At 67.4% G+C, this 19270-nt stretch carries 21 protein-coding genes and 1 pseudogene; 18 read left to right on the forward strand and 4 right to left on the reverse strand.

From position 1 onward, the window contains the following. The first annotated feature begins 18 nt into the window (after nt 1-18). The 5 genes from NC4_RS06950 to NC4_RS06970 all read left to right on the forward strand — a co-directional run bounded on the left by NC4_RS06950 (nt 19) and on the right by NC4_RS06970 (nt 4775). On the forward strand, nt 19-279 hold the full coding sequence (locus NC4_RS06950; RefSeq protein WP_067534012.1) for an acyl carrier protein: 261 nt from the start codon (nt 19-21) through the stop codon (nt 277-279). Continuing rightward, entirely contained in the window at nt 276-1163 is an 888-nt protein-coding gene (locus tag NC4_RS06955; protein WP_067534015.1) for an SAM-dependent methyltransferase, read from the forward strand. Before NC4_RS06950 ends, NC4_RS06955 begins: the two co-directional genes overlap by 4 nt. Before the next feature lie 2 nt (nt 1164-1165). Further along, nucleotides 1166-2395, forward strand: a complete 1230-nt coding sequence (locus NC4_RS06960) for a cytochrome P450 (protein WP_067534018.1) — start codon at nt 1166-1168, stop codon at nt 2393-2395. After that, nucleotides 2392-4158, forward strand: coding sequence for a fatty acyl-AMP ligase (locus tag NC4_RS06965; RefSeq protein ID WP_245721535.1), 1767 nt, complete (start codon nt 2392-2394; stop codon nt 4156-4158). Before NC4_RS06960 ends, NC4_RS06965 begins: the two co-directional genes overlap by 4 nt. Before the next feature lie 65 nt (nt 4159-4223). After that, the gene (locus tag NC4_RS06970) at nt 4224-4775 is read left to right on the forward strand and encodes a GyrI-like domain-containing protein (RefSeq protein ID WP_067534021.1); all 552 of its coding nucleotides are present in this window, start codon (nt 4224-4226) and stop codon (nt 4773-4775) included. Nucleotides 4776-4779: 4 nt separating this feature from the next. On the opposite strand, the gene NC4_RS06975 is transcribed toward NC4_RS06970, so the two are convergent. After that, nucleotides 4780-5352 carry a GlcG/HbpS family heme-binding protein gene (locus NC4_RS06975; RefSeq protein ID WP_067534024.1) on the reverse strand — a complete coding sequence of 191 codons (573 nt, stop codon included), beginning with the start codon at nt 5350-5352 and terminating at the stop codon, nt 4780-4782. A gap of 167 nt (nt 5353-5519) precedes the next feature. Between NC4_RS06975 and NC4_RS06980 the strand changes: the two genes are divergently transcribed. From NC4_RS06980 to NC4_RS07005, 6 genes and pseudogenes are all read left to right on the forward strand, one after another. After that, nucleotides 5520-6680, forward strand: coding sequence for a sensor histidine kinase (locus NC4_RS06980; RefSeq protein ID WP_067534027.1), 1161 nt, complete (start codon nt 5520-5522; stop codon nt 6678-6680). After that, nucleotides 6677-7317, forward strand: a pseudogene (locus NC4_RS06985) (response regulator). The gene NC4_RS06980 and the pseudogene NC4_RS06985 overlap by 4 nt, the downstream one beginning before the upstream one ends. A 40-nt stretch (nt 7318-7357) precedes the next feature. After that, on the forward strand, nt 7358-8095 hold the full coding sequence (gene aat / locus NC4_RS06990; protein ID WP_245721536.1) for a leucyl/phenylalanyl-tRNA--protein transferase: 738 nt from the start codon (nt 7358-7360) through the stop codon (nt 8093-8095). Between the two features lie 232 nt (nt 8096-8327). Beyond that, entirely contained in the window at nt 8328-8699 is a 372-nt protein-coding gene (locus NC4_RS06995; protein ID WP_245721537.1) for a hypothetical protein, read from the forward strand. Further along, nucleotides 8680-9219 (forward strand): DUF6879 family protein, encoded by a 540-nt coding sequence (locus tag NC4_RS07000; protein ID WP_067535869.1) that lies wholly within the window; start codon nt 8680-8682, stop codon nt 9217-9219. Before NC4_RS06995 ends, NC4_RS07000 begins: the two co-directional genes overlap by 20 nt. After that, on the forward strand, nt 9216-10052 hold the full coding sequence (locus NC4_RS07005; RefSeq protein WP_067534030.1) for a helix-turn-helix domain-containing protein: 837 nt from the start codon (nt 9216-9218) through the stop codon (nt 10050-10052). The genes NC4_RS07000 and NC4_RS07005 overlap by 4 nt, the downstream gene beginning before the upstream one ends. Nucleotides 10053-10164: 112 nt before the next feature. Here NC4_RS07005 and NC4_RS07010 read toward each other — a convergent pair whose 3' ends face one another. Continuing rightward, on the reverse strand, nt 10165-10683 hold the full coding sequence (locus tag NC4_RS07010) for a TrmH family RNA methyltransferase (RefSeq protein WP_067534033.1): 519 nt from the start codon (nt 10681-10683) through the stop codon (nt 10165-10167). Between the two features lie 358 nt (nt 10684-11041). Here NC4_RS07010 and NC4_RS07015 point away from each other — a divergent pair, with 358 nt between their 5' ends. Both NC4_RS07015 and NC4_RS40950 read left to right on the forward strand, forming a co-directional pair. Beyond that, complete coding sequence (locus NC4_RS07015; protein ID WP_067535874.1) at nt 11042-11773, forward strand: dienelactone hydrolase family protein; 732 nt, start codon at nt 11042-11044, stop codon at nt 11771-11773. Between the two features lie 167 nt (nt 11774-11940). Beyond that, the gene (locus tag NC4_RS40950) at nt 11941-12105 is read left to right on the forward strand and encodes a hypothetical protein (protein ID WP_169814740.1); all 165 of its coding nucleotides are present in this window, start codon (nt 11941-11943) and stop codon (nt 12103-12105) included. On the opposite strand, the gene NC4_RS07020 is transcribed toward NC4_RS40950, so the two are convergent. Further along, nucleotides 12102-13130 (reverse strand): DUF6745 domain-containing protein, encoded by a 1029-nt coding sequence (locus tag NC4_RS07020; RefSeq protein WP_067534036.1) that lies wholly within the window; start codon nt 13128-13130, stop codon nt 12102-12104. The genes NC4_RS40950 and NC4_RS07020 overlap by 4 nt on opposite strands. A gap of 42 nt (nt 13131-13172) precedes the next feature. Then, nucleotides 13173-13499 carry a DUF8820 family protein gene (locus NC4_RS07025; protein WP_067534039.1) on the reverse strand — a complete coding sequence of 109 codons (327 nt, stop codon included), beginning with the start codon at nt 13497-13499 and terminating at the stop codon, nt 13173-13175. Nucleotides 13500-13651: 152 nt separating this feature from the next. Between NC4_RS07025 and NC4_RS07030 the strand changes: the two genes are divergently transcribed. The 5 genes from NC4_RS07030 (at nt 13652) to NC4_RS40955 (ending at nt 18779) form a co-directional block, all read left to right on the forward strand. Further along, nucleotides 13652-14614, forward strand: coding sequence for an STM4015 family protein (locus tag NC4_RS07030; protein WP_067534041.1), 963 nt, complete (start codon nt 13652-13654; stop codon nt 14612-14614). A gap of 6 nt (nt 14615-14620) precedes the next feature. Beyond that, a complete protein-coding gene (locus NC4_RS07035; RefSeq protein ID WP_067534044.1) occupies nt 14621-15760 on the forward strand; it encodes an STM4014 family protein in 1140 nt (379 codons plus the stop codon). Beyond that, nucleotides 15747-16565, forward strand: coding sequence for an STM4013/SEN3800 family hydrolase (locus NC4_RS07040; RefSeq protein ID WP_245721538.1), 819 nt, complete (start codon nt 15747-15749; stop codon nt 16563-16565). Before NC4_RS07035 ends, NC4_RS07040 begins: the two co-directional genes overlap by 14 nt. A gap of 495 nt (nt 16566-17060) precedes the next feature. Next, nucleotides 17061-17903 carry a hypothetical protein gene (locus NC4_RS42235; RefSeq protein ID WP_245721539.1) on the forward strand — a complete coding sequence of 281 codons (843 nt, stop codon included), beginning with the start codon at nt 17061-17063 and terminating at the stop codon, nt 17901-17903. 3 nt (nt 17904-17906) lie between these two features. Beyond that, complete coding sequence (locus NC4_RS40955; protein ID WP_084528647.1) at nt 17907-18779, forward strand: STM4011 family radical SAM protein; 873 nt, start codon at nt 17907-17909, stop codon at nt 18777-18779. The last annotated feature ends 491 nt before the right edge of the window (nt 18780-19270 follow it).

Raw genomic sequence — 19270 nt, forward strand, 5'->3', positions numbered from 1 at the left:
CACACAGTGAGGAATCCCGTGGATACCAGTCAAGAAGCCATTGTCCTGTGGTGCCAGGAATACCTGGCCGATCTGCTCGAGCTCCCGGCGCGGGATATCGATCCCGCCGCCGATTTCGACCGGCTGGGCATCGATTCGGCGGTGGCGGTCGCGCTGCTCATGGAGGTCGAGGAGCGCTACGGCGTCGACCTCTCGCCGGAAGAGCTCTACAAGCATCCGACCCTCACCGCCGTCGCGGCATACGTTCAGGCCCACAGCGGGACCGCGGCACGGCCATGACCGCACCGGCCGATGACCGGACGGTCGCGGCGGCGGCCGCCATCCGGCATCACTACGACGTCGACAGCGAGTTCTATCGGTTGTGGCTGGACGACTCGATGACCTACTCCTGTGCGCTGCGCGAGAATCCGGACGACACACTGGAACTCGCACAGGCGCACAAGCTGCGATTCCACTGCGATGCGGTGCGGGCCGAGCATGCGCGGGCCGTGCTGGACATCGGCTGCGGGTGGGGTTCGACGCTGCGGCGGCTGGCGGGGGAGTACGGCGTGGCGCGGTCGGTCGGTCTGACGCTGAGCCCGTCACAGGCCGAATTCATCACGGCCCGCGGCTATCCCGGCGTCGATGTGCGCACCGAGAACTGGCTGCACTACGAGCCGGACACGCGGTTCGACGGCATCATCTCCATCGGTGCGTTCGAGCATTTCGCCCGCCCCGGCGATACGGCCGCCGAGAAGGTCCGGCTGTACTCGGAGTTCTTCGAACGCTGCCGCGGCTGGCTCACCGAGGACGGCGCGCTCTCGCTGCAAACCATCGTCTACGCGAATACGGATCCGCGGCACGCGAATTCGTTCATTCAGCGGGAAGTCTTCCCGGAGGCCGACCTGCCGACCCTCGCGGAGATCATTGCGGCCGCCGAGGGAATCTTCGAAGTACGCACCCTCGTGAACGGTCGGCTCGACTACGCCTGGACCTGCGAGCAATGGGCGCGCCGACTACGGGAGCGGCGTGCGGCGGCAACCGGACTCGTGAGCGGTGCGGTGGTGGAGCGGTACCTGCGCTATCTGACCATGTCGGCGCTCGGTTTCCGGATGGGCAAGATCGGGCTGGTACGCCTCGTCCTGCACCCGTATCGGCGCGGGCACTTCCGGCGGGCGGTGTGAGGGTGCGGGCGACGCGGGATCCGAACCGAATCACCTTCAACCCCTTCAGTTCCGGATTCCGGCAGGATCCGTATCCGCACTACCGGCAGTTGCGCGAGGCGCGGCCGGTGCACAAGACGGTGGGCATGTGGGTGCTCACCCGGCACGCCGATGTGCGTGTGGTGCTGCACGACCGCACCTTCAGCGCGGCCTTGATTCCGCAGCAGATCAGCGCTCAGACCGAACGATTCGGCCAGCGGGAGGTCGGCCGGATCGAGCGGCTCGGCCGCACCTCACTGGTCTTCACCGACAATCCCGAGCACGCGCGCCTGCGGGCGCTGGTCAATGGCGTATTTACCACGCGCGCCGTCACCGGGCTGCGGCCCGCCGTCACCCGGATCGCGGCGGAACTGCTCGGCCGGAGCGGTGAATCCCTCGATCTCATAGCGGATTTCGCCGGACCGCTGCCCATCGCGATCCTGTGCGAATGGATGGCCCTGCCACGCGCGGCCCACGCCGAGGTCGGGCCGTGGACGCACGACATTCGGTTCCTGCTCGAACCCGGGCTGTTGAAGTTCACCGATCTGGCGTACGTCAATGCCGCGATCGACGGGTTCACCGAGACCCTGCGCCCCGTGATCGCCGAACGCCGCTCCGCGCCCGCCGAGGATCTGATCAGCCGTTTGGTGACCGCCCGCACCCAGGGCGGTGACACCTTGACCGACGACGAGGTGACCGCGCTGAGCATCATGTGCTTCGTCGCCGGGACCGAGACAACGAAATCGCTGATCGGCAATGCCGTCCTCGCACTGCTGCGGCATTCCGGCCAGGCGGCCGCGCTGCGCGCGAATCCCGATCTGATCCCGGCCGCAGTCGCCGAAACACTGCGCTACGACTGCCCGCTCCAGCTCACCAAACGCCTTGCCACCCGGGATGTCGAGATCGGCGGCGAGTGGATTCACGCGGGTGATCAGGTGCTGCTCTGCCTGGGCGCGGCCAATCGCGATCCGGAGGTCTTCGAGCGGCCCGACGTCTTCGATCTCGGCCGGTCCGGCGGCGGCCACCTCGCCTTCGGCCACGGTATGCACGGCTGCCTCGGCGGATCGCTCGCCGTCCTACAGGCCGAGATCGCCCTCGAACTCCTGATTGCCGCGGATGTGGAACCGACTGCCACCGAAATCGACTGGCAGGACCACAGTTTCATACTCCGTGGCCCGAGCCGCCTGCCCCTTGCGATCCGAAGGTTCCGATGACGAACACACCGACGACCCGCACCGTCGCACCCGGCTGGGAGGCGCTGCTGCGGCCCGCACTACTGCCGGATGTGCTGCGGGAGCGGGCGGCCGCGGAGCCCGACCGCACGGCCTACATCCTTCTCGACGAGAGCGGTGCGGAGGCGGATGTCCTCACCTATCGCGAGCTGTACCGGCGGGCGCGAACCGTCGCGGGGCTGTTGCGGTCGGCGTGCGTGCCCGGTGACCGTGCGCTGCTGGTCTTTCCGCAGGGGCTGGACTTCATCGTCGCCTATTTCGGCTGCCTGTACGCGCGGGTGCTCGCGGTTCCGGTGCAGCCGCCGCGCCGTGATCGGATGCAGGAGGCGACGCGGTCCATTGTGCGCGACTGTCGGCCGACGGCCGTACTGACGGTTTCCCGCCTGGTCGAAACCTTGCGGCCCGCACTGGATCCCCTTTGTGAGACGCCGAACTGGCTTGCCGTCGACGGCCTGCCAGCGGCCGACGGCGGCTTCGATGCCACGCCGCTCGATGCGGATTCCCTTGCCTTCCTGCAATACACATCCGGTTCCACCTCGAACCCCAAGGGCGTGATGGTCTCGCACGGGAACCTCGCCGCCAATCAAGAGATGATCCGCCAGGCGTTCGGACACGACGAGAATTCCACCTTCGTCGGCTGGACCCCGCTCTTCCACGATCAGGGCCTGATCGGAAATGTGCTGCAACCCTTGTATATCGGGGCCACCTGCGTCCTGATGGCGCCCTCGACGTTCATCCGCAAACCGCTGCTGTGGCTGGCAGCCATCTCCCGCTACCGCGCCCACACCAGCGGCGGCCCCAATTTCGCCTTCGATGCCTGTGTCACCCACGCGGCACTGGCCGGTGTGCCGGATCTCGACCTGAGCAGCTGGCGCGTCGCCTACAACGGCGCCGAGCCGCTGCGTGCCGATACGCTGGGCCGATTCGCGGAAACCTTTGCACCGCACGGTTTCAGCGAGAAGTCGCTGTATCCCTGTTACGGCCTGGCCGAGGCCACGCTGCTCGTCACCGGGAGCGTGCCCGGGGCCGGTGCGCGGACCCTCGAAGCCGATATCGAAGCCCTGCGGCACGGCCGGGTCGTTCCCGCGACGGATCCGCACGCGGAGAACCTGCCCAGCCGTGTGCTCGTGAGTTCGGGCCGCACCCTCCCCAACGAGGACGTCTGCATCGTGGATCCGGAAACCGGCAGGTTGTGCGCCCCGGATCGGGTCGGTGAGGTATGGGTGTCGGGAGATCAAGTCGCACAAGGCTATTGGGAGACTCCCGAAGTCACCGCGCAGACCTTTCAGGCCCGCTGCCCCGACCGGCCCGGCTACCGCTACCTGCGCACCGGCGATCTCGGCATTCGCGTCGACGGTGAACTCTACGTGGTCGGCCGCCTGAAGGATCTGATCATCATCCGCGGCCGCAACCACTACCCGCACGATATCGAGCACACCGTCCAGACGGCCCACCCCGCCTGCGCACCGGCGGCTGCGCCGCCTTCACCATGGCGAGCGTCGATCCCGGAATACCGGTCGCCGAGACCGAGAAGCTGGTCGTCATCCAGGAAATCCACCGCGACCATCTCGAATCGGCCGACCCCGTGGACATCACCGCCGCCATCCGAGCCGCCGTCCTGCGCGAACACGACCTCGCCATCGGCGACCTGGTCCTGGCCATGCCCGATCAACTCCCGAAGACCAGCAGCGGCAAGCTCATGCGCTCCGCCGCCCGCGAGCGCTACCGGTCCGGCGTGGTGTTGACCTTCCCCTGACAGGAGAGTGCAGGCTCGATCTCGTTCCATGCGACAGCGGAAGGACGAGACCCTATGACCAAGATCGATCTGGCGAAGACCGACAAGCACTACTACGACGCACCCCGCGAGCCGGTGCTGCGCACCTATGACAGCTACAACTACGTGACCGCGACCGGCTTCGGCGCACCCCTCGGCGATGCCTACAGCGAGGCGGTCTCCTCGCTCTACCGCGCGGCCTACGGCGCCAAGAAGCTGGCCAAGGCCGCGGGCGACGACTTCGTGGTGCCCAAGCTGGAGGGTCTGTGGTGGGTGGAATCCGATGCGCCGCCGCTGACCGTTCCGCGCGATCAATGGCACTGGAAGATGATGATTCGCATGCCCGAGGTGGTCAGCGCCGACATGGTCGGCGATGTGGTCTTCGAATCCCTCACGGAGGGCGCGGCGATTCAGGTCATGTACCTCGGGCCGTACGCCGACGAACCCGAGACCCTGGCGAGGATGGACGCGTTCATGGCGGCCCGGAATCTCACGATGAACGGGCGGCACCACGAGATCTATCTCTCGGATCCGACCAAGTCCAAGCCCGAGACCATGCGCACCATCCTGCGCCACCCCGTCCGCTGAGCCGCTACTTCTGCAGCGCGGCCACCCCGGCCTGGGAGAACTTCTCGTCCAGATCACCGCTGGGCGCGCCCGCGACGCCGATGTCCGCGATGGGTGCGCCGCCCTTGGCATCGACCGGAGCGCCATCGGCGAGGAAGAGCGTGCCCGGAATGTCGGCGAGGTGGGGCGCGGAGTTCAGGCGCTGGGCCAGCTGCGAGGTGGGTGCGTTCCAGGAGACGGCGGTGAAGGCCTTGCGCTGAGCGGAGTCGTAGGACTGCGGGCCCGCGCCGTCGCCACGCAGGACCACGAGGGTATTGCCATTGCGGTCGACCACGGCGACGGTGACGCGCTGGTTGTCCTTGACCGCGGCGTCGAGCGCGGCCTGCGCGGCCTTGGTGGCGGCCGCGATCGTGAGATGGGTGGACTGGAGGAGATTGGCGTCGGCCGCGTCCACCACCACCGGGGCCTGGGCGGCCGGGTCCGGATTCTCGGCGTTCACGGAGACGACGCCGATGGCGCCCGCCGCGATCACGGCCGCGACCGCGCCGCCGATGACGGCCTTGGTCCGGGTGGGCATCTTCTGCTCTGTGCTGCTCATGCTTCCAGCCTGGTGGCGAGCCGCGAGTTTGCCATCGGCGTACCGGGTGGGGCTGCGGCGCGGTCCGGTTGACGGCGGTGTCATCCGATCGGTTGATCCCGATGCTCGACCCGCACGGCAGAATGGGGATGTTTGACCAGTTCAACGGATCCCGAGGAGGTGAGCGAATGACGGCGACCGCATCCGGGCGCGACGATTCGCGTCTGCTCGGCACCATCGTGCACTGCGCGTTCTACGTGTTGCTGGCCGCCTCGGTCCTGCGCTTCCTCATCGCCCATCACGAAAGTCCGCGCGCGCCATGGGTGATCGCACTGTCCGCGCTCCTCGCCGGACTGTATGTGATCAGCGAATTGCGCGAATCCCGGCGACCGCTGTGGTTCGCGCTCCTGGTGCTCGTCTGGGTGGTGCTGGTGCTCTACGCCCCGAGCTTCGCCTGGTGCGCGGTCCCGCTGCTGTACACGGGATTACGCATCCTGCCCCTGCACATCGCCTTGGGCCTCGTGGTCGTGCTCACCGCACTGGTGGTGGTCACCCAGCTGCGGCTGGCGGGCTGGGCCGACCCGAATCTGCTGCTCGCCCCGCCCGCTGTGGCCGCCATCAGCACCGCCCTGTTCGTCGGCCTGCAACGGCAGACCCGGCGGCAGGCGGCGCTCATCGACGATCTGCGCGCCACCCGCCGGGAACTGGCCGAGACCGAGCGCCGCGAAGGCACCCTCGCCGAACGTCAGCGCCTCGCCATGGAAATCCACGACACCCTGGCCCAGGGCCTGTCCAGCCAGCGGATGTTGTTGCAGGCGGCCGATCGCATCTGGGAGCCCGACCCGTCGCAAGCCCGCGAACATGTCCGCGCCGCCGCCGGTGTGGCGGAGCAGAACCTCACGGAGGCACGGCGTTTCGTGCACGATCTGGCGCACGCGGAACTGGCTGCGGGCGGATCGCTGGCCGCCGCTCTGCGTGCGCTGGCGGCCCGGGAGGGCGGTATCGACATGCGAGTGCACGTCGAGGGCGATCCGGTGACCCTGCCGGGGCGCGTCGAGGCGACCCTCCTGCGAATCGCGCAGGGCGCGTTGGCGAATACCCGTGAGCACGCGCACGCCACCACCGTCGTCCTGACCCTCAGCTACCTGGATGATCAGGTGGTGCTCGACATCTCCGACGACGGACGAGGTTTCGACCCGGCCGCGCCCGGTGACAGTGCGCCCCACCGCGGTCACGGCTTGCCCGCCATGCGCGCGCGACTGAGCCAGCTCGGCGGCGCGCTGACCATCGAATCGGCCCCCGGTGACGGCACCGTGGTGTCCGCCGCAATCCCGCTGGAGGCGCCGTGACCACCCCGAAACCCCCTGTCCGCCTGGTGATCTGTGATGACCACGCGGTGGTTCGCGCCGGGCTGCGCGCCCTGCTCGCCAGCGCGCCCGACATCGAGGTCATCGGCGAAGCGGGCAGCGGCCCCGAGGCGGTCGCCCTGGCCGATCGCCTACGGCCCGACGTCATCCTCATGGACCTGCAACTGGGCGGCGATATGGACGGCATCGAAGCTACCCGCCGCATCACCTCCCGCACCGGCGTCGTCCCCCGCGTCCTGGTCCTCACCACCTACGACACCGACGCCGACATCACCCGCGCCATTGCCGCAGGCGCCACCGGCTACCTCCTCAAAGCCGAACGCCCCGAAGAACTCTTCACCGCCGTCCACTCCGCCGCCCAAGGCCGAACCGCCCTCTCGGCCCCCGTCGCCAACCGCATGCTCACCCACATCCGCAACCCCCAACCCACCCTCACCCCCGAGAACTGGACATTCTCGCCCAGCTCGCCAACGGCCTGGCCAACCGGGAAATCGCCCGCACCCTCCATATCAGCGAAGCCACCGTCAAAACCCACCTGGGCCGCATCTACGACAAACTGGGCGTCGAAACCCGTGCCGCCGCCGTATCGGTCGCCAAGGAACAACGCCTCCTGACCTGACAGCCCAAAGCCGTTCGCTCAGATCGGTAATGTCTGTCCGGTGACCGACGCCGCCGACCTGATGCGAATGTATCTGGCCGATCCAGACCAGCCTTTCCCCTCTGTCGAGCTGGCGGACCCGTCCGGACTGGTCGCCTTCGGCGGAGACCTGTCCCCACAGCGGCTCTTGAGCGCCTACTCCGCAGGCATCTTCCCCCGGTACAACCCCGGCGAAACGATCCAGTGGTACTGCCCCGACCCGCGCAGCATCCTGATTCCCACGGACCTACGGGTAACCAAGTCCCACAACCGATCTGTCACCAAAGCCGACTACGCGGTAACCATGGACCGCGCCTTCGCCGACGTCATGACCAACTGCGCCGCTCCGCGTAACAGCGACGCCGGAACCTGGATCGGCTCCGACATGCAAGCGGCCTACCAGCAACTGCACCACCTCGGCCACGCCCACTCCGTCGAAGTATGGCGCAACGGCACCCTCGTAGGCGGCCTCTACGGTGTCGCCACCGGCCGCTCCTTCGCAGGCGAGTCCATGTTCTCCCGTACCCGAGACACCTCCAAAATCGCCCTCTACTGGCTCTGCGCCCAACTATCCGCCTGGGACTTCCCCCTCATCGACTGCCAAGTCCCCTCCCCCCACCTAACCTCCCTGGGCGCCACCAACCTCCCCCGCGCCGCCTACCTCCACCTACACGCCCAAGCCGCCACCCGCCCCACCCTCCCCGGCCCCTGGCACTTCGAAATCCCAGTCCCCACCTCCCTCAACCACCTACCGGTGTGAACGCTGTGTGTGGGTCTGCGCCGGGGGCAGTGTGATCACGTCGATTTGCTGGAGCAGCGATTTCGGTATCTGTCCAGGTACACCCCTGGAGTGGCGTCGGACTCGTCCCCGTAGGCGTTGGTCTCCAAAATGCCGCCGGAGAACTCGAAGAGCCTTGTCCACCAGGCCATCTCGCCCCCTGCGTCTGTGTCGATGAGTCAGGTCGGGAATGGCTCGACTACATCGGTCCCGCGTGACTGACCTTGACGCTAAGAGTTGGGAAGACGTCGACGCCATGAGCTTGCGGTTTCTCGGAAAGAATGGATCGAAGGTTGGTGACTGCCCGAGCTTGTTCGCCACGAGCCGGGATACCTACCTGATACAGGGATGGCGGACGGAGAATCCCGAAACGGTCGAAATCCCGTATGTACTACTCGGTTACACCGAGCCCGACACGTTCATCGGCTCACCGATGGCCGATACCGGCAGGGGCACATTCACCCTTTCCGGGCGGCCGATCACCGAGCGGGACACACTGGATCAGCTCACGATGGAGAGCTACGAAACCGCTATCGAGGTGCCGAAGAATCGGAGGGCGTTCTACGGTGGAGCTGAGACAGAATAATCCCTGGCCGGACCTGTTCGGCGAAGCCCGGAAGTCGGTGTTCCACCTCGAAGTGCGGGACACGTACGCCGTTCCGAGCGAATCGGAACCGTTTCGTCGATTCCTTGCGGGCGAACCACGTCGACCCGATGAGGGTTGGGAGGCTTGGAGTTCGCTGATCGGAGCCTGCCGGAGCCGGGGAGTTACGGTCAGCCGGGTGCGCGTTGTTACGGTCCCGCACAGTGACTATCAGCGATGGTTACTGACCGAGACCCCGGACAACATCGCGGCCGGTGAGGACATCCGTTATCTCCCTCGGCATCTCGTCGGTCCCGATCAGGCACCCGCCGATGACTTCTGGCTGCTCGATGATGTGAAGGTAGCGTTCAACCTGGTGGACGAGGAGGGCAGACCCGCCGGTGCCGCGGTTACTACGGACCCGGACATCGTCGCCTACTGCCATCGATCGAAGGAACGGCTCTGGTCGATGGCAACACCCTTCGGCCGGTACTACGACACTTCGGTGACCGATCCGCAGTGACCGATTCGGTTCAGCAGCAACGGGAAGCTCTCGGCGAACGGCTCCGGGAGATCCGGCGTACGGCCGGACTTACCGGCCGGGAGCTCGCCCGTCGCGAAGGCTGGCATGAATCCAAGGTCTCCAAGATCGAGTACGGCAAGATCAAGCCCTCGGACACCGATCTCCGGGCCTACTGCCTGCACACCGGCACCGCGGACCAGTTGCCCGATCTGATTGCCACGCTGCGCCACTTGGACTCGGCCTACCTCGAGTGGCGGCGGATACTCGCCACGGGGACCCGGCACCGACAGCATCAGTCGGTACGGCTGGAGGCCGATGCGAAGCAGATTCGGAATTGGCAGCCACAGGTCGTTCCGGGGCTCTTGCAGACCGCTGAGTACGCGGAGGCGATTCTCCGATACGGCGTCGAGTTCTACCGCATTCCCGATGACGTGGATGCAGGAGTATCCAAACGTCTGGAGCGGCAACGGGTCCTGTACCGCAGCGACCATCGGTTCCACTTCCTGATAGCCGAGCAGGCGCTCTATACGACTGTGGGAGATCGGGATGTCATGGTGGGACAACTCGATCGGCTGTACACCATCCTCGGAATGCCACGGATCACGCTCGGCGTCGTCCCATTGACGGCGGAGGCTCGCGCCGCTGTCGAGAATTTCGTCATGTTCGACAATCGCCTGGTGAAAGTCGAGGGCGCGATAGCCGAGCTGACCATCACACAACCACGAGAATTGGCGATCTACGGAAGAGCCTTCGACACCCTGGCTCGCCAATCGGTGACGGGTGATGCGGCGCGGGCGCTGATCCGTAGCGCAATTAGCGCGCGGGCGTCGTGAGCCCTCGTCGGCGGTGTGAAACGGCGACGACCGGGAACTGGTGGTGGGGGCTTCTCGGGGAATGCCGCCACCAGTTCCCGGTGATCGCTGGTCCAGGTGAGGTGGTTCTGGGTCAGCACAATCCGGCTAGTTTGTAGAGGACCAGGGAGCCTGCTACTGCGACGTTGAGGCTGTTGCCGGTGCCCAGCATGGGGATTTCTACTGTGAGGTCGAGGCGGTCCAGGCCTTCGGGTGGGATACCGGTGGACTCGTTGCCGAGGACCATGATGGTGCGGCGGCGGGCGGTGGGGAGGTCTGCCAGGCGGATGGATTCGTCGGTTAGTTCTACGCCGATGAGGGCGGAGCCGCCCTGTTTTTGGCGATCCAGCCAGTGGGCGGGGCGGCCTTGGATCCAGTGCACACAGGAGCGGTGGCGGAGGGTGTTGCCTTTGTCCAAAGCTTCTGGGACCCAAGGTAAACGGGGGACCGCCAGGCAGGCGCCGGTGGCGTCGCAGGTGCGGAGCAGGGTGCCGAGGTTGACGCCGTGTTTGGGCCAGAGGGGGGCGGCGATGAGGTGGTTCCAGCAGCTGTGGGCGCGGGGGCGGCGGTCGCGGCGCAGTTCGGTGCGAGTGCGCAGCCGCGCGGCGGTCATCGGCGGGAGGGAAGGACCTTCCCTTGGGGGAGAAGCAGATTCATGAGAGGCGATGCTTCACGGCGCATCGGGGGCCATCATTGGGAACTGGCGATCTCACTCATGATAGGGCAACGGGGCTAGCGCTGTGCCGCCGAGTAGAGGGCACGACGGTACATGATGGGTATGGCGCGGAGCCGTTTGCAAAAGCCGTTGACGGTCCAAGCGGGGGCTGTTAGAACATCTGGAGGCCGTGCTGGAGGACGAGGAGGTGGTACCCGTGAACGTTGTATTGACGTGGGTGCTCCCCTTCGGGGTCACGGTTGGGCGGTAGGTCGTCCGGGAGTGCCGGTTACGAGCACTTCTGAAGGGCATGACCATGCGATTTGTTTCTGAACGACGGCTTGATGATGGCGTTCTCGAGCGTGGGTTCACGCTCGGGGAGATTCCCGGGACACTGTGGACGGCCGAATCCGCTTCTGCGCCAACACCATTGATTTTGATGGGCCACCCCGGCGGGCTGGAGAAGATGTACCCTCGGCTGCTGGGACGGGCCCGGCACGCTGTAGGGGAAGGGTTTGCTGCGGCCACTATCGAGGGGCCGGGGAGTGGGGAGCGGCCGCGGTTGGCTGGGGCTGAGCAGGCTTATGCCGATCTGCATCGGGCGCTGCGGGCCGGGGAGCCGGTCAGCGATGACATTGTCGATCGGCTTGTGCTGCCTCTGGTCGATCAGGCGGTTCCGGAATGGCGGGCCGTGTTGGATGAGCTTCTCGCGCTGCCGGAGATTGGGGGGCCGGTTGGGTTTTCGGGAGGGGTGATATCGGTGGGCACTCGGTTGGCGGTGGTTGAGCCGCGGATTTCGGCCGCGGTTCTGTTCGCTGGGAGTTTTGTGCCGCGCGCCATTGTGGAGGAGGCGCGGAAGGTGACCATTCCGCTGCATGTGCTGTTGCAGTGGGATGACGAGGGCAATGATCGGCAGATGGCGCTGGAACTGTTCGACGCCTTCGGCTCCGAGGAGAAGACGCTGCACGCCAATATGGGCGGGCACACCGGCGTTCCCCAGTTCGCGGGGGAGGAAGCCAATCGGTTCTTCGCCAGACATCTGCAGTGAGGCCGGGGTGTCAGGATGCCGACCTGATCCGGTTTGACCTCAACAAAGGTTGATGTAGCAGGCTGGGCGCATCGGTCCGATCTACCGGCCCGATGCGCCCCGCCGAGTATCCGTACACCCCTCGGCGGGGCGCGAAACCCCTCACTACGCGAGCTACGGTGGAAGTCGTGGGCATCATGGGCGAGCTGTTCCCGGGTAAGAAATTGACCGATGAGGGCAGCGAGGATTCCAACGGGCAGGATCACCGGCCGCGGCTGGAAGTCAGCCTCGACGACGGCGTTATCCGCATCGCCCGGTCCACCCCGCCCGCAACCGACGAGCCGGAGAGCTAGGTCTGGCGCAGCGGCTCGTAGACGTCGGCGCTGAGGCCGAAGGTCCAGGCGACGCCCTCGCGGGCGGTCTGGGTGGTGGGCGGGACGCGTAGCCAGTAGGTGCGGCTGGTGCCGTCCGACTCGGGGGTCGAGTTGATGACTTCGACCATGACCACGTCCTCGTCGTCCGAGAGTTCGATACGCCACAGCACGCCGGTTTCGTCGCGGTGCAGGGGGCGGGCATTGGATTCGGAGAGGTAGCGGTCGTAGCCGTAGTACTCGAGCATGATGCGGCGCAGCTCGGCGTTCTCTTCGCGCCGGATGCGTTCGGGGGTGAGTGTGCGCAGGCCCGCCAGGAACTGGCCCGAGACGGCCATGCCGCGCCAGGAGTGCAGCGCGAACCCATCGGCATAAGCGAGGGCGGGGCCGTCGGCGCGGTCGAGGCGACCGGCCTCGTCGCGATGGAGTTCGGTGGGGCGATCGGTGAGGATGGCGACCTTCTCGTAGGGCCACCACCAGCCCGCCTCACGGGCCACCGCGGACAGGCCGTCGAGCGGATTGCCGGGTGCGGTGCCGAAGGCGGACAGCCAGGCGGCATCGTGCTGGCCCAGCACCGCGTCCAGGAGTAACAGGCGAACCCTGGTCTCCTGCTTGCGATCTCGGGCCACGGCCGCCACGACACCGGCGGTGATGCGGTCGACGATGGTGCGGGTGAGCTCCCACAGGTCCGCGCCGGTGGCCTGCCAGTGATCACCGAAAGCCTTGGGGCCCAGCGCCGTGTGCAGGCGTTCGCGTTCGGCCGCCCACGGCGCGCTGCGCACCGCTTCGCGCACGCTCGCCCCGGTATTGCGCAGGATGGGGCGGCCCTGCGGTTCGACCGCCCAGAGTTTGCGCACGGCTTCCAGGGGCGACGCGGCCCAGATGATCCGCTCGGGTTCGGCCAGACCGGCCCGCCGGTAGGCCAGGCGCACCCCGGCCTCGGCCGCCGCCCGGTCGCCGCGCCCGGTCCCGGCCGAGACCGCGCGCCACTGCGCCTGTATTGTCACTTGCTCACTCGATTCCCTTGTCGCTGTGTGGATCACCGGGGCTCAGTCGGCGACGATGCGCACCGAACCGGGCACGTACTCGCGCTGGCGGATCACCCGATACCAGCCCTTGGGGAGCCCGATGGCCGCATGCTCCTCGTGCACGACGCGCCCGCCCTCGGGTAGGTGCAGCAGCAGCGGACCGAAGGCTCCGGCCTCGCGGACCAGCCGCCCGGGCCCTTGGACGGCGTGCGCGTGGCCGGTGACCTCGCCGAGAGCGAGTACGAGCCGACCGCGGGCATCACGCGGTTCGGACGGCGCGCGCACGGCCTTCTCGGGTACGGCGGCCTCCGCCAGCGGAACAATCAGGACATCGCCTTGCCGGTACATGGTTCTGCTCCCCTCGTGGCACGAAATCGGTGCCGTGCCAAGGACGGTAGCGCCGGGCACCGACAAATCCGCCCACCCCGCGCGCTTGTCTGTGCGGCTTGGTAGAAAGCTCCCATCGATCACCGGCGCTGGCCAGAAGGGGCGGGACGCACATGACCATCGGGGACCATCTGAAGGAGTTCTACGGCCTGCGCGTCGTCGACTTCCCGGACGCGGCGGACAAGAAGAAGGCACTGCCCGCGGCGGGCTCGGTGGCGTGGCGAATCGGCGTGGAGGCCTGGGACGCCAAGGGTCCATGGGCCGAGAGCTTCGCCCGGTTCCTGGACACGGTGGACGCCACCCGGGTGCGGGCGCTCATCGTCGGCATGTGGAAGGACACCTACGACAACAGCCCCGACGATGTGATCGAGGCGCTGACCGAGGCCCGGGAACAGCTGCCCGCGCTGCGCGCGATCTTCCTCGGCGATATCACCTACGACGAATGCGAAATCTCCTGGATCCAGCAGGGTTTGGTCTCCCCGCTGCTGGAAGCCTTCCCCGCTTTGCAGGAATTCGGGGTGCGCGGCGGCCAGAATCTCGTGTTCACGGCGCTGGAGCACGAGAACCTGCGCAAGCTGGTCGTGCAGACCGGCGGCCTGCCGGGAGAGGTCGCCCGCGAGATCGCGAACAGCGAACTGCCCGCGCTCACCCACCTCGAACTGTGGCTGGGCACCTCGCAATACGGCGGCGATACCGAAATCCCCGAGCTCGCACCGATTTTCGCCGGGACGAACCTGCCCAGCCTGAAATACCTGGGACTGCGCAACAGCGAGATCCAGGACGAGGTCTGCGCCGCACTCGCGACCGCACCGGTGGTGGCCCGGCTCACGGAGCTGGATATCTCGATGGGCGTGCTCACCGATGACGGCGCGGCGGCCCTGCTGTCCGGACAGCCGCTCGGCCATCTGAAAAGTCTTGATATGCACCACAACTACCTGAGCATGGACATGCGCGACCGGCTGCGGCAGACACTCGAACCCTCGGGCGTACTGCTGAATCTGGACGAGGACGGCGCCGAGGAAGACGAGGACGAAGACGAAGACCAGGTGTGGCGGTTCGTCGCGGTCGGCGAGTGAGACGGCGTGGGCGTTGATGGAATTCATACAGCACAACGCTGGGCGGTCGTCGGCAATGGCGAGAACCGGCGGGTGCGGATGTTCCTGGCGGCGGCGGAGGCGGCCGGGCTGGTGACGCCCCGGGTGGTGGAGTGGCGCGAGGTACTGCGCACGGGCGGACACGAGTTCGCCGGTGACGAGATCGTGCGGCTGGACTCCTCCGGTGAGAATGCCGCGGTGGACGCGGTCCTGCGCGGGGTGAAAGAGCCCACGCGCGTGGAGGGTTCGGCCCGCTTCTACAGCGGGTTTCTGACTGCCGCGCGATCGCTGCGGGGTGGGATCCGCCTCGACGATCCGGCGGACCTGGCGGTGCTGTTCGACAAGCGGTTGTGTCATGCGCGGCTGACGGACGCGGGCATTCCGGTACCGCCTTCGCCTACCTCCGGTGCGCGGGAACCGGTGCGCGGCTGGTCCGATGTTCGGGCCTTGATGCGGTCCGCCGATATGCCGCGTGCCTTCGTCAAGATCGCACACGGCTCCTCGGCCTCGGGAGTGCTGGCGATCGAGACGACCCGCGCCGGGCGCGTCCAGGCGACGACCTCGATCGAGGTGGATCCGTCCGGGGCACTGCACAATTCGCTGAAGATCCGCCGATACACCGAGGAACACCGGATCGCGGCCATCGTCGATCGCCTCGCACCCGATGGCCTGCATATCGAGCGGTGGCTGCCCAAGGCGTCGCTGGACGGCGGACCGGCCGATCTGCGAGTGCTCATCATCGCCGGGCGGGCTACGCACGCGGTGGTCCGCACCGGCCGTGCGCCCATGACCAACCTGCATCTGGGCGGGCAGCGGGGCGATCTCGCGGCAGTGCGCGCGCTGGCCGGAGAGTACTGGGCGGAGGCGCTGTCGATCTGCGAACGAGCCGCGGCGTGCTTCCCCGGAACACTGTGTGTGGGAGTCGATCTGCTGCCCGCGACGGGCTGGCGGCGCTTCGCCGTCGGCGAGGTCAATGCCTTCGGTGATCTGCTGCCGCGACTCACCGGTCTGCCGGAGGGTCCGGTGGCCGGGCTGGACACCTACACCGCACAGATTCACGCGGCTCGGCAGCTCTACGGCTTTTCGCCGCACCGACTTTCACCGGAGGAGACGCATGCACCGGCCTGATATGAACGAGGTGATCGGCCGCGACGATCTCCTGTTGCTCACCCTCGACACCCTGCGCTACGACATTGCCATCGAACTCGCGGAGGCGGGGAGACTGCCCAATCTCATGGCGCACCTCCCGGACGGGTGGGAGAAGCGCCATGCGCCGGGCAATTTCACCTATGCCTCACACCAGGCCATCTTCGCCGGATTTCTGCCCACCCCCGCCACACCCGGCCCGCATCCCCGGCTGTTCGCCGCTCGGTTCGCGGGCAGCGAGACCACCGCGGACGGCACCTTCGTCTTCGACGAACCCGATCTGGTGACCGCGCTCGCCCGGCACGGCTATCACACGGTGTGCATAGGCGGCGTCGGATTCTTCAACAAGCAAGGCGCTTTGGGCACTGTGCTGCCCGGATTGTTCGCGGAGAGTCACTGGGAGTCGGAGTTCTCCGTTGCTTCGCCCACCTCGTTCGAGGCACAGGTGACACGAGCCGAGAAGGTGGTCTCCGAGATACCCTACGAGCAGCGAATCTTCCTGTTCCTCAATGCGTCCGCGCTGCATCAACCCAATTGGTTCCACCTGCCGGGCGCGACGCGCGCGGCCGGGGACAGCCGCGCCACGCACGCCGCCGCACTGGAGTACATCGACCGCCACGTGGGCCGCCTGTTCGACGTAATGCGCTTGCGCCGCCGGTGTTTCGCCATTGTCTGCTCCGATCACGGCACCGCCTACGGGGACGACGGCTACACCGGGCACCGCCTGGGCCACGAATCCGTGTGGACCGTTCCGTACGGCCATTTCTTCCTGGAGCCGAACCTATGACCGCCACACTCGTCCCGCCCAGGCCGTACCAGAGTTACGTCTACGCCTATCCGCACAAGACCGCGTATCGCCCGCTGCATCCGCGCCCGCTGCTGAGCGAGCTGTGGAAAGGCGAAGCGCGCCATTCACTGTCGCTGTATCTGCACATCCCGTTCTGCGAGGTGCGCTGCGGATTCTGCAATCTCTTCACCCGCGTCGGCGCACCCGGCGACCTCACCGGCCGCTATCTCGACGCGCTCACCCGCCAGGCGACGGCGGTCCGCCAGGCGCTCGGTGACGACGAGCCCGTGCGCTTCGCCAATGCGGCGTTCGGCGGGGGCACACCGACTTTTCTCGAGGCTGCCGAGTTGGAAAGACTCTGCGATATCGCCGAATCGGTCATGGGCGCGGACCTGCGCGCCATTCCCCTGTCGGTGGAGGCCTCGCCCGCCACGGCGACGGCGGATCGGCTGGCCGTGCTGGCGGAGCGGGGGGGCGACGCGCCTGAGCCTCGGTGTGCAGAGCTTTGTCGAGGCGGAGGCGCGAGCGGCTGTCCGGCCGCAGCATCGGGCCGATGTCGAGGCCGCGCTCGCGCGTATCCGGGACGCCCGGATTCCCGTCCTCAATATCGATCTCATCTACGGCATCGACGGCCAGACCTCATCCAGTCGGCGGCTGTCGCTGGATGCGGCGCTGGCCTGGAAGCCGGAGGAGATCTATCTCTACCCGCTCTACGTGCGCCCGCTCACCGGTCTGGACCGTCACGCCGATCCCACTGTGTCCGAACAAGAGTGGGACGATCAGCGACTGCGGCTGTACGCCGAGGGCCGTGATCATCTGCTCGCGCACGGCTACGAGCAGGTCTCCATGCGCATGTTCCGCCGCCTGGACGCGCCGCCGCAGGGGCCCGACGATTACGCCTGCCAGACCGACGGCATGATCGGCCTCGGCTGCGGGGCCCGCTCCTACACCTCCGCCCTGCACTACTCCTTCGGCTACGCCGTTGCCATGCGCGAAGTCCGGGCGATCATCGACGACTACACCGCCACAACGGATTTCAGTCGCGCCATGGTGGGCCGGGCCATCGGTGCGGACGAGGCCCGGCGCCGATTCCTGCTCCAATCCCTGTTGCAGGCGGCCGGTTTCGCGACCGCGGGCTATCGCGCACGATTCGGCGCGGATCCCCACGACGATTTCCCCGCCGAGCTTCGAACTCTCGCCGAGCGCGGCTGGCTGGCGAACCCGTCCGCCACCCACCTGCGGCTGACCCCCACCGGCTTGGCCTACTCCGACGCCATCGGCCCCGAATTCTTCTCGCGCGCGGTCCGATCCGCCATGTCGGCCTACGAACTGCGGTGACCGGTGGACCTGACCCTGCTCTACCGCGGCCCCTTGTCCTCCTGCGACTACGACTGCCAGTATTGCCCGTTCGCCAAGCGTCGTGACTCCACCGCCCAGCTGCGCGCCGATCGGGCCGCGCTGGACCGGTTCACCGGCTGGGCTCGGGAGCAGACCGGCGATCGGCTCTCGATCCTGTTCACGCCGTGGGGTGAGGGTTTGGTGCGGTCGTGGTATCGCCGCGCCCTCGTCGAGCTATCCCACGAACCGCATATCCGGCGCGTCGCCATCCAGACCAATCTCAGTTGCCGTACCGGCTGGCTCACCGAAGCCGATCCCGAGACCCTCGCCCTCTGGTGCACCTACCATCCGGGGCAGACCCCCTACGACCGCTTCCTCGCCAAGACCCGGGATCTGGCCGCGGCCGGAATCCGTTTCAGCGTCGGCATTGTCGGCCTCCCCGGCCATCTGCCGCACGCCCGGCGGCTGCGCGCCGATCTCCCCGGCCACATCTACCTCTGGGTCAATGCCGCCGAAGGCCACGTCTACACCGATGCCGAGGCCGCCGACTGGACCGCTCTCGATCCGCTCTTCCCCTACAGCCGCCACGCGCACAGCTCCGTCGGCAAGGCCTGCCGCACCGGTTCCTCGGTCCTGTCCGTGGACGGTGACGGCGCCGTCCGCCGCTGCCATTTCGTCCGCGATGTCCTGGGCAACCTCTACGACGGCTCCTACCGCCGAGCCCTCGCCCCGCGGCTCTGTCCCCTCGCCGTGTGCGACTGCCACATCGGCTACGTCCACCTCGAAACCCTGCCCCTGTACGACGTTTTCGCCGGTGGGGTCCTCGAACGCATCCCGGCCGATCTCGTCGGCGGCAACGGGCAGCGCATCGGCTGAGTCGGCTGTGGACGCCACGCCAGTGACGTCGACCGGGTCGAGTTCGGCCCGGAGGTCGGCGATTTCGGCAGCCAGTTCGTCCCGCAGCAGGACGCGTTCGTCCAGGCTGGCGCGCATTCCGGCAATGGTGTCGTCCATGGCCGCCAGGCGGCGGTCCGCACCGAGCAGGTGGTACTCGATGACCGCGCGACGGTCGACGACGGCGCTGGCGGTCCTGACCCGCTCCTGGATGTAGGCCAGCCAGGTGGGCGGTTTGGGCATGGGGTCGGTGTCCCAGCCCTGGCGCAGGGCGGCCTTGGTGGAGAGCACCTTGTCCTTGGATTTGCCCTTGCGCAGATCGGTCAGCTGGGCGAGGGACAGTTTGCCCGCGCTGGTCACGGCGGCGGTGAGCCGGTAGCGGCCCACCAGGTGCAGTTTGAGTTCGGCGGTGTAGCGGGCGTCGGCGTCGAGCATGCCCACCCAGGGTCCCGCGGTCGCTTCGAGGATCGCCT

Origin of the sequence: Nocardia crassostreae, assembly GCF_001613405.1 — a bacterium.
In the GTDB taxonomy this organism is placed as follows: domain Bacteria; phylum Actinomycetota; class Actinomycetes; order Mycobacteriales; family Mycobacteriaceae; genus Nocardia; species Nocardia crassostreae.